Here is a 9,697-nt window from a genome sequence, read left to right as displayed (position 1 = left end):
GCGCACCTTGTCGCTCGAAGAGGCGCTGGAATACCTGAATGACGACGAGTTGTGCGAGGTGACCCCGCAATCCGTCCGTTTGCGCAAGAAGTACCTCACCAAGTCGGAGCGGGAACGCTACGCCAAACAAAGACGCTGGGAAGCCCAACCGCAAGCTTGAATACGCTGAAAACCCGAGCCGCTTACGCTCGGGTTTTCCCATGATAATCGCTCATTCGGATAGAATATGACCATGCTCATCCGCGTCAGTGAATGGCCGGGGTTATGATAGGCGTGAGGCCTGTCTGCCTTGAATTTGATCGACTCGCCGGTCTTGTTCCGCTTCCATATTCGTTTCATCGCCGGTTGCCATCGGTTTTGCCTGCTTTGACAGGCATCGGTTCAACTGTTAAAGTAAACGTGGAAACCATATATTTTCCTTGATTGAGGTGAACCCGTTGAAGATCGGATGCCATATCAGCGTTGCCAAAGGACTTGAACATGCGGTGAGGCGCGCCCTTGAGCTTGGAGCCGAATCGTTTCAAGTCTTTACGAAAAATCCGCGCGGCTTGAGGCCGAAGAAAGTGGATTACGACGATGCGGAGAAAGGGGTGGCCCTGATGCAGAAGCATGACATTACCCTGGTCTGCCATACCCCGTATATCACCAACCTTTCCACGCCAAAACCGGATTTGCAGGAAGTGACGATCCGTTCGATTGTCGAGGATTTGCACATTGCCGAAGCGTATGGTGCCATCGGTGCCGTCGTCCACTGCGGCAAACACGTGGGCGAAGGGGAGGAATACGGAACGAACCGGATGATCGAGACACTCGACCTGATCCTGGATCAATACGAAGGACCGGTCAAACTGCTCCTGGAAAACACAGCCGGACAAGGGTCCGAATTGGGCCTGTCTATCGACGATCTCATGAAGATTCGCGGGGCGTCAAAACACCCCGACAAAATCGGGTTCTGCTTTGATACCTGCCACTCGTTTGCGGCAGGTCAATGGAATCTGGAATCGTTCGGCGAGTTGGTCAAGCAAATGGAGCATTCGGGATATCTCCAGCAGTTGGCAGCGATTCATTTTAATGATAGCAAGGCGCCGTTTGACAGCAAAAAGGACAGGCACGAGAAGATCGGACAGGGGGAGATCGGCAGCGAGGCGCTTGCCAAGTTTCTTACCTGTGACCAGTTTCAGCACCTCCCTGTCATCCTGGAGACTCCGGTCAATGACGAGCAGGAGTACGCCGAAGAGATGGTCTATCTGCATGAGCTGCGGAGCTAAAACGGCCGGTGGAACAAGGAGGAACAGCGATGGAGTGGTTTGATTTAGCCTCTACGTACGAGCCGTCAGGCACTCTGACCTTTTACGACCAGTTTCGCCTGTGGGCGGATTCCGTACGTACGTACATCATATTTGTCTATCTGATCATCATTTACTATCTGGGATTTGCCACCCGGATTCGCATGCCGATCCTGAAAACGGCACTGCTGATCATTTCTCTGTTCGCGGGCTCCCTGATATTCGGGATTTTGGATATTACCCTTCCCGTCCGCAGCGCCTTGTTTGTGGCAGTCCTCATTTTGGTGATTGTCCGCATGAGAATAAGATAGAGGGGGAAAGGAATGAAGCTGAGTGATGCCCTGTTTAATTGGCTGCAGATCAGCGTCGTTGCCGATGCCAGGCCCGACGATCGGTCCGCACGGGATACGGAGGAGTTCTTTCGGGATATCTTGACCCAAGACCACCAAGTCAGCCAGGTCAGCTACAGCAAGGATGAGACGATGTACATACTGCGATATGAGGCTTCCGGCGTCCAAAAAATGCAAATGTACGAAATAGAGGCAGTTGAGCAACTGCTGCGGGCAATCGAAAACGAACCGAAATGTAATTGCTAAAAAACTTTTTTCCTGTTTGCAACTTTTCTCCATCTGCTGCCGTCTGAGGGATTGAGCAAGGTGAGAGAGGGGAAGACAGATGAAGAAGTTTTTAACGAAACCGGTACTTACGGTGCTTGCAGCAGCGACAATCGCAGGGGGGATCACACCGGTCTGGGCGTGGGCCAGCTCGGGAAGCGGCATCGCGGTGTCCGGCACCACGTCATCGCCCAGCAAGGTTGTCTTTGGAGCGGATAACCACGAATACGTCCGCTACAATTTAAGTGATTTGCAAAAAAACAATCCTGAGTTTTTACAAATGCTGTTAAATACACAAGCGGATAACCTCTACCTGATCGTCGACACAGGGGACATCCACCTGGATACCAAGTGGGTCACGTACATTAACGAGCACAACGATGAATGGTTGGATTTATATTACAAACATTATAAGGATATTTACTTTGAGGTCCGCTATGGGGTTGAAGATGGCTTTGTCAAACTGGATTACGAACAGGTAAACGACACGATCCGCATCAAAGGCAAGGTGGCTGATGATGTCACGAAGGTCGTCGTAACCAAGCCAAACGGCGATCAAGTAGAGATTTTGCACTTCACCGATCACGAATTTACCCTGAGCATCCCAGCGGAAGGCAGCACGACTCCCAAATACGCGACGCTCACGGCATACGCCGGCGACAAAGTCGTATCCGAGCAAAAAATTCGAGTCAACACGAATCAAGACAACGTCGTAGACAAAGACCTGCTGATCTTCACCGAGGGAACATACGACCAGGCCAAAGGGGAAATACAGGTAAAAGGGATCGTCTCCACGGATGCCGATGAAGTGTATGTCACCTACGGCGGAGAGAAAAAACGGGTAAACGTGAAAAAGCTGTGGAACGGGATTGGATCGTTCACCCTTACGCTGAAAGCCAGCACCGATGAGCGTCAGGCGGTAGTAGAGGTCTATAAAGGCGGGACAAAGGTTGACAGTACCACTGTCAAGCTGGTTGCGATAAACAGCGGCAAGCCGGCCGATCTCACCTACACGATCAAGGGAACAGCCGAGATCGTTCCCAATCGCAAAGAACTGCATGTATCCGGCAGCATCTCAGCCCAAAAGACTGCAGCCAAGGGCAAGGTAAAGCTGTATGTAGTGGCCCCGGATGGAAAAAAGTATGAGGTAAAGCTGAAGGACAATCAGTTTGACGAGCGGATCTCCTTCCATGACCGCTCTTACAGCGCAAAGTCTGTCCGTTTGGAGCTGTACAGCGATGACAAGCTGATCGCCGAGGCCGATATCGCCTATACCGTGAACCCCGCCAAGCCGGCTGAACAGCCAGGCAAAGGGAAAGCCAAGGGGCATGATAAACAGGACGACAAAAAAGCGAAAAAAGACCAGAAAAAAGGACATCATGATGACGACGACGATGAGGATGAAGACGACGATTAAACCGGCTGCTATCTGTACTCGTTGACGTAGTCAAGCAATTGGCGGACGTATTCCCCGATAAAGGGAATGGACAGAAATTGACCCAAAAACCAGCCTAACAGCCCGAGTATCAGGGCGGTCCCGATTGTCAGACCCAAGCCTCGCGCAAGCCCGGCCAAGAAATTGGTCAACAGCAGCCTGCGCGGGGCTGTGTAATTTAACAGGACATCGGCAAGTTCGATTTCCTGCAGAAAAATGGCAATCCGGTCCATCCGCTCGTTCAATTTGCGAACTTCTTTTAGTTCTTCCAGCAGCTGGTCCACTTTTACCAAAAACTCTTCTGTCGGAGAAGAGGAATGGGACATGACAATACCTCCCGAAAGGAACTATTTTTTCCAGTGTAAGAGAAACGGATGAGCGAAGCAAGTGCAGAAAGGCATTTGCCATATGGAGCGGCCACGGGTAAAATAATGGTACAAAACTTTGCCAAAAAGGGGGAAACATCATGGCCGAAACGGTAGCACAATCGTTGTCCGAAGAGCTGTACAGTCTGCTGCAGAAAGAGCGCTTTATCCTGCTTGGCACAATTGATCACGAATCGGGTGCCCCCACTCTGAGTGCCATATCCTGGACATTTGCCCCAACCCATCAGCAAATCCGTTTTGCAGTAGATAACCGTTCGCGCATTCTCGCCAATATCAAGAAAGAACCGAAAGTCGTACTTAACCTGATCGGGAACGGATCGACCTATTCCATTAACGGTCATGCGAAGGTCGCCGTAGAGCGGATGGAAGGCGTGCCGCTTAAGCTGGCGATGATCGAGGTGACGATTGATACGGTCCGCGATGTGATGTTCTACGGCTCGCGCATCTCCGTAGAACCGCAATATGAAAAGACGTATGACAAAAACGCTGCGGCAAAACTGGATCAGCAAGTGATGACGGCATTGAGGACATAAAGCAGCTGCCCTGACGCGCCAAGACCGCGCCTGATACACAAAAAGAACAGCCCGTCTCAATCGAGAAGGGCTGATTCTATTGGGGCAGGGGTGCAGGAGATGTACTTTTCGTACATGCGTGCCGCTTGCTCATAACGCTTATTTTTCATGTGAATTTTGCCCAGCAGGCGATAGGTTTTCCGCTGAAAGTCCTGCATGCCTTTTAACGTAAAGAAGCCGAGGGCGTTTTCCAGATGGGAGAGCGCCTCATCGTCTTCACCAGCTTCGCTCATAATATCTGCCAGAACCAGCTGACCTTCCGCCAACACTTTGTCGCTGCCGGTTGCGATCACGGACTGGCACAATTGCTTGGCTTCTTCGACACGGCCGAGATCTTTGTACGCGGTGGCCAGCTCGATGGAGGCATTGTGCTTTCCCTGCAGCTCCTGCTGTTTTTCATAGGAGTGAATGGCTTTCAACAAATACTCGACAGCTTTCTCCATTTGCTTCATTTCCCGGTAAAGAATCCCGATATTCGTGTACACCCCGGCAAGGCGTTTGGGGTCGGGAGAGACTTCGAATACGGCGACGGCACGCTGATTATACCTTTCCGCTTCCTCGTACCGCTTGATATGGCAGTAGCAGATGCCAAGCGCCATGAAAATCTCGCCGCTTTTATATAACGTTCCGTATGTACTGTTCAGATGCTCCGCATTGTGAAGCTGTTCGATGGCCGAATAATACTCACCCAATTTGCCATGCATGGCCCCTAAATGAAATAAAACGGATATACGCAATAGTCCGCTTACTTCATATCGGTTCAAGGATTGGAAGGCCTCGTTCAAATACGTAACCGCTTTTTCCGGTTGATCGTTGTTGCAATAGAAGGAACCGAGCGAATCCAACGAACGGATGAGCGGAATCGGGTCATCCAATTTTCGGTTCAATTCGATGCTGTGTAGAAATAATTCTTCAACCTCGTTCAATCGCCTGTCGGCTTCGGCGATTTTTCCCTTCGCCCAGAGATAGATGCCTTGATCAATAGGTGAAAGAGAGACGCCAGACAGCTTCAAGAGCCATTTCCGGGCAATTTCCCACTCTTTTTGTTCGATTCGGTTCACGATGTGGCGCAGCGCATTTTGAATTTCAACCTGGGTAAAGGAGGGGTTATGGGATTCGGTCCACAGTTCACGTAAATCGGTATGTAACCTCTTTGCCAATTGCTCTAATATTTCGGGAGAAGGGATTACTTGGCCTTTTTCTATCTGACTCACGTAACTTCGGTTGCAGATGCCCTGGGCTAGGTCCTCCTGTGTCATGCGTAAATTTTTACGAAATTCTCGTAAACGTTTACCTACTTGTGTCATCCATTCCACCCTTTGTCCTATTTTTAACTATTATACAATATTTTTTGATAATTGACATATTAATATTTTCCAGTTAATATCGTTATAGTAACAAGAAAAATTAAAATATTGAAATGAGGTGGCTGTTTGTGAAAAAGAAAATTAGGGCTATCGTACTATCTGTCGCTTTGGTAACAGCTGTATTTGGTTTTGTTGGCGGAGCTTCTGCCAAATCACCAGTCTGGCCGATTAGTTCAGGTTCAGGAGAAGTCACCACCAACAGTTCGCCTGTCTGGCCATAAATGAAAAATGCGCCTTTCTGACTACTTGGAAAGGCGCATTTCTTTGTTTTCCCAGATATGGGTTTATGGTTGGAGAACAGGTGTCGGCTTGTTTTTCGAATCGGACATGTGCTGTTTCAGCCTCTCGTTGTAGCCGTTAACCCAGAGGGAATCGATCACTGCGAATTCGGCGTCGGTAAGCGGAGCAACATCAGATGCGCCGGCAAACTCTTTTAAATTTTGCTCGCTGGTGAAATTAGGAAGAACCGTGACGACAGAGGGGCGATAGAGTGAAAATTGGATGGCCAACTGTCCGATGGTCCGGTTTTCAGCGTCAAACAGTCCTTTTTCCCTCATTTCTTGTACTACTTCGACGCCGGCCTGCATCCATTCGATGGGGCGGTGGCTGCGGTGATCGCTCTTGTCAAAGTGCTTTTGCGGATCGTAGGTTCCATCCAAAAGGCCGGATGCATGCGGAACGCGGACGATCAGCGCCCGTTTTTCTTCGTCGGCGACGGCAAACAGGTCGCGGGCCGGGTCTTGTTCCACCATGTTGTTAATGATTTGAATCGCCGCATAGCCGTCGTGGCGCAGGGCAGCGATCGACTCTTCCTTCCAGCCGATGTCCGGTCCCATTGCCGCGCCGTACTCGCGGATTTTTCCCTCTTCTTTCAGGCGTTCGAGCGTCTCGTTGACCTCGTCGCTGTGGATTGCCTCCATACGCGGATTGTGCAGTTGGAACAAGTCGATGTAATCTGTGCGGAGCCGTTTCAAGCTCTGTTCACAGGCGTAGCGGATATGTTCCTTTGTCCAATTTTGCGGCAGCTCACTGTGTCCTTTCCGTTCTCCCGGCAAATTGTAGATATCGTAGCCGAATTTCGTTGCGATCACGATTTTGTCGCGGACGTCACCGAGCGCATCAGGGATGATCGTCTCGCCGAGACCGTTGCCGTACACATCTGCTGTATCGAAGAACGTGATGCCGTAATCCTCGTAGGCGGAGCGGAGCAGTTTTTTGCCCAGTTCCGTGTCGGTGACGCCCCACCACTTGGTAGCGACCGACCAGACTCCGAATCCTACCTCGGATACTGTCAGGCTTGTTCCTGGGAGTGCTCTGTACTTCATCCTCAATCTCTCCTTCAGGTGTAATGTTCACGACCCTATTGTATCATTTCCCATTACCGGACAACATCATCAGCGCGGTCCGTTTTCTTACAGCTTTGTGAAAGAAAGAAACCTCCCATTCGCTTCGGCTGAATGGAAGGCTTGATGCGGCCGGGCTTTCCTAACCTGCCGCAGGCAGCGTTTCTCGGTTTAAGGTCGTCCCTGGCGGACCTTCTCAGGGTTCTGCGGTGACGACGGGCGTTCGCGCAATTCCACGTCCCGGGGAAGCTGAGGCATCATTCTTCCCACCATGTCCCCGAGCTCCTGGGCAATGCCGGCAACCGGATGTCCGTTTCGGATGTCGTCGGACATTTCGCGAAGCCTTTGAACGATGGCCGGATCGGCGGTCACTACCGCCTTGGCGCCCTGCGGGTCGTGTTTGAGGGCTTCTGCAACGCTGTATTTGGTTACCCCTACTTCAGAACGGTCCAATTTCGGATCCACCGTAATTCCGACGACAGCGTACTTTCCGAGGACGACAGCGGTCGCTTTTTGAACCTTTTTTACGCGTGATGCGATCTGGACTAAACGGTCTGCCGTCGCCTGCGGGGATTGATCGTAGGCAGGCTGCGGCACGGTTTGCTGGACGCGTTGGGTCTGTGTCTGATTGGGTGGCGCTTGCTGTGTGGTGGGAGGCACGTTTGCTGTGCGGCAAGCGGTGAGCAGCAGACAGACTCCCAGTATTGCTGCGATACGTTTCAACGAATACCATCCTTTCTGTAAAGAAGCAGATAGTACCCGTAGTGTTTGCCACCTGGTTCAATTTCATTCGGAAACCGTCTATCTCCCTTCCGGACGACATACACTTTTACTACACTCGCCATGAAGCATGCTGAGCATCATCATTGCATTTGCATAAACTATATACAGATGGATAATGGGAGGCGAGATCTTGAACAAAATCTACGTCCTTGACACGAACGTACTCCTGCAGGATCCGATGGCGATTTACTCGTTCGCTGAAAACGAAGTTGTCATACCGTCAGTCGTATTGGAAGAGATCGACGCCAAAAAGCGTTATACGGATGAAATTGGCAGAAACGCCAGGCATGTGGCTCGCCTGCTTGACAAACTGCGCGAAGCGGGACGGCTTGACCAAGGGGTCGTACTGGAAACAGGCGGGGTCGTACGCGTAGAATTGAACCATTCTTCCATGAGCAGGTTGCAATCCCATTTTCACGAAATGACCAACGACAATCGGATTCTCGCCGTCGCCCTCAACCTGCAGCAGGAGGAGGATGAATCGGCAGCCCCAAGGCCTGTGATCCTCGTCAGCAAAGACGCCCTGATCCGCGTGAAGGCGGACGCTTTTGGATTGCGGGCAGAGGACTTTCTTTCCGATCGGGTCGTCAGGGAGTACTCCAGCTTCTACCTGGGGTATGAAACATTGCAGGTCCCACCGGAGGTATTGAAAGCTTTTTACACAAACAGGAAATTGCCGCTTCCCATCCATTTCCCCAATCAAACGTTTTGTCCCCACCAGTTTCTGATCTTGAAAGATCAGTGCAATCCGTCCGCTTCGGCGATCGGCAAGGTGGACGCAGACGCCAGAATGTTGGAAATGCTCATCGTCAGCGACGAGCCGGTCTGGGGGATAAAGCCGCGGAACGCCCAGCAGCGAATGGCCATCGAAATGCTGCTGCGCGAGGAGATTCCCCTGGTGACGATGACCGGAAAGGCAGGAACAGGCAAGACGCTGCTGGCATTGGCGGCAGGGCTGCTGCAGATCGAGGATTTGCAAAAGTACAAAAAGCTCCTGGTCGCCAGGCCCATTGTCCCACTGGGGAAGGATATCGGTTTTTTGCCGGGCGAAAAGGAGGAGAAGCTGCGTCCCTGGATGCAGCCCATATACGATAATCTGGAATACCTGTTTAATACGAAGAAAACCGGCGATCTGGACAAAATACTGGCGGGAATGGGCAGTATTCAGGTGGAGGCGCTGACCTACATTCGCGGCCGTTCCATTCCCGAGCAGTTTATCATCATTGACGAGGCGCAAAATCTGACGAAGCATGAAGTGAAAACGATCTTGACGAGAGTCGGGGAAGCTTCCAAAATCGTGCTGATGGGAGATCCCGAGCAGATCGACCATCCTTATCTCGATGCGAGCAACAATGGACTTACGTACGTAGTGGAGATGTTCAAAAATCAAAAGCTGGCCGGCCACATCAAGCTGGAAAAGGGCGAGCGAAGCGTCTTGGCGCAGTTGGCCGCCGATATTTTATAACGGGGATGCATAATTTTCTCCCGGGACTTCATACTATGATCATCGGGTCCGGTGGTCTGAGACAATCCAGCTTTGCAAGCATCAGCTTGTAAGGAGGCGAACTGCCTTGGATGGGTCACCGCTTGACGACAGTCATGTTGAGGGATGCCGAACAGCTCTTTGAGTGTTTGACTCTATCATGGAGGTAGAACTGCCAAAGAGAATAACCGGAATACCCCAAAACAACCCGACTCGATCATAACCGTCTCCTTTTCGGAGGCGGTTTCTTGTTTGTCCGGCTTGCCGCCGGTTCTTGCCATTAGGTGGGTTCGCTGCTATTCATGATAGAGGAACTTGTCCATACGAAAAAAGCTGTTGATCACCTCTCAAAAACAGTGAGAGGTGTCGAGCGAAGAGTCAATTACTTGATCGAAAAATATGAGCAGGAAGTGGAACAAGCGAAATAA

The 9,697-nt window shown here is 51.1% G+C and carries 13 protein-coding genes and 1 pseudogene; 9 read left to right on the top strand and 5 right to left on the bottom strand.

Features of this window, described 5'->3' with window-relative positions:
• The first annotated feature begins 7 nt into the window (after positions 1-7).
• Positions 8-160, top strand: coding sequence for a hypothetical protein (locus HGBM_RS32455; RefSeq protein WP_154653325.1), 153 nt, complete (start codon positions 8-10; stop codon positions 158-160).
• 56 nt (positions 161-216) lie between these two features.
• Here the strand turns inward: HGBM_RS32455 and HGBM_RS31605 are convergent.
• A pseudogene (locus tag HGBM_RS31605) lies at positions 217-321 on the bottom strand (DNA-binding protein); the annotation flags it as partial.
• A 107-nt stretch (positions 322-428) separates the two neighbouring features.
• Here HGBM_RS31605 and HGBM_RS08885 point away from each other — a divergent pair.
• The 4 genes from HGBM_RS08885 to HGBM_RS08870 all read left to right on the top strand — a co-directional run bounded on the left by HGBM_RS08885 (position 429) and on the right by HGBM_RS08870 (position 3,317).
• Positions 429-1,268 (top strand): deoxyribonuclease IV, encoded by an 840-nt coding sequence (locus HGBM_RS08885; RefSeq protein ID WP_245552920.1) that lies wholly within the window; start codon positions 429-431, stop codon positions 1,266-1,268.
• A gap of 29 nt (positions 1,269-1,297) precedes the next feature.
• A complete protein-coding gene (locus HGBM_RS08880; protein ID WP_019120744.1) occupies positions 1,298-1,597 on the top strand; it encodes a YlaH-like family protein in 300 nt (99 codons plus the stop codon).
• A 12-nt stretch (positions 1,598-1,609) separates the two neighbouring features.
• Entirely contained in the window at positions 1,610-1,882 is a 273-nt protein-coding gene (locus HGBM_RS08875; protein ID WP_019120743.1) for a hypothetical protein, read from the top strand.
• A gap of 79 nt (positions 1,883-1,961) precedes the next feature.
• On the top strand, positions 1,962-3,317 hold the full coding sequence (locus HGBM_RS08870; RefSeq protein ID WP_019120742.1) for a hypothetical protein: 1,356 nt from the start codon (positions 1,962-1,964) through the stop codon (positions 3,315-3,317).
• An 8-nt stretch (positions 3,318-3,325) separates the two neighbouring features.
• Here HGBM_RS08870 and HGBM_RS08865 read toward each other — a convergent pair whose 3' ends face one another.
• Positions 3,326-3,661 (bottom strand): DUF5665 domain-containing protein, encoded by a 336-nt coding sequence (locus HGBM_RS08865; protein WP_019120741.1) that lies wholly within the window; start codon positions 3,659-3,661, stop codon positions 3,326-3,328.
• 140 nt (positions 3,662-3,801) lie between these two features.
• Here HGBM_RS08865 and HGBM_RS08860 point away from each other — a divergent pair, with 140 nt between their 5' ends.
• Positions 3,802-4,254: a pyridoxamine 5'-phosphate oxidase family protein gene (locus tag HGBM_RS08860; RefSeq protein WP_019120740.1), complete on the top strand. Its 453-nt coding sequence runs from the start codon at positions 3,802-3,804 to the stop codon at positions 4,252-4,254.
• Positions 4,255-4,310: 56 nt separating this feature from the next.
• Here HGBM_RS08860 and HGBM_RS08855 read toward each other — a convergent pair whose 3' ends face one another.
• Positions 4,311-5,600: a helix-turn-helix domain-containing protein gene (locus HGBM_RS08855; RefSeq protein WP_026074288.1), complete on the bottom strand. Its 1,290-nt coding sequence runs from the start codon at positions 5,598-5,600 to the stop codon at positions 4,311-4,313.
• Positions 5,601-5,728: 128 nt separating this feature from the next.
• Here HGBM_RS08855 and HGBM_RS30300 point away from each other — a divergent pair, with 128 nt between their 5' ends.
• On the top strand, positions 5,729-5,881 hold the full coding sequence (locus tag HGBM_RS30300) for a hypothetical protein (RefSeq protein WP_154653324.1): 153 nt from the start codon (positions 5,729-5,731) through the stop codon (positions 5,879-5,881).
• Positions 5,882-5,944: 63 nt separating this feature from the next.
• On the opposite strand, the gene HGBM_RS08850 is transcribed toward HGBM_RS30300, so the two are convergent.
• Together HGBM_RS08850 and HGBM_RS27050 are read right to left on the bottom strand one after the other, a co-directional pair.
• On the bottom strand, positions 5,945-6,985 hold the full coding sequence (locus HGBM_RS08850) for an aldo/keto reductase (protein ID WP_019120738.1): 1,041 nt from the start codon (positions 6,983-6,985) through the stop codon (positions 5,945-5,947).
• Between the two features lie 189 nt (positions 6,986-7,174).
• Positions 7,175-7,726, bottom strand: a complete 552-nt coding sequence (locus HGBM_RS27050) for a YhcN/YlaJ family sporulation lipoprotein (protein ID WP_019120737.1) — start codon at positions 7,724-7,726, stop codon at positions 7,175-7,177.
• A 190-nt stretch (positions 7,727-7,916) separates the two neighbouring features.
• Between HGBM_RS27050 and HGBM_RS08840 the strand changes: the two genes are divergently transcribed.
• A complete protein-coding gene (locus HGBM_RS08840; RefSeq protein ID WP_019120736.1) occupies positions 7,917-9,251 on the top strand; it encodes a PhoH family protein in 1,335 nt (444 codons plus the stop codon).
• A gap of 320 nt (positions 9,252-9,571) precedes the next feature.
• On the top strand, positions 9,572-9,697 hold the full coding sequence (locus tag HGBM_RS32060; protein ID WP_019120735.1) for a hypothetical protein: 126 nt from the start codon (positions 9,572-9,574) through the stop codon (positions 9,695-9,697).

The organism is Brevibacillus massiliensis, assembly GCF_000311785.1.
Lineage (GTDB): Bacteria > Bacillota > Bacilli > Brevibacillales > Brevibacillaceae > Brevibacillus_C > Brevibacillus_C massiliensis.
The sequence above is the reverse complement of the archived record's forward strand: the minus strand, read 5'-3'. Positions and strand labels throughout refer to the sequence as shown.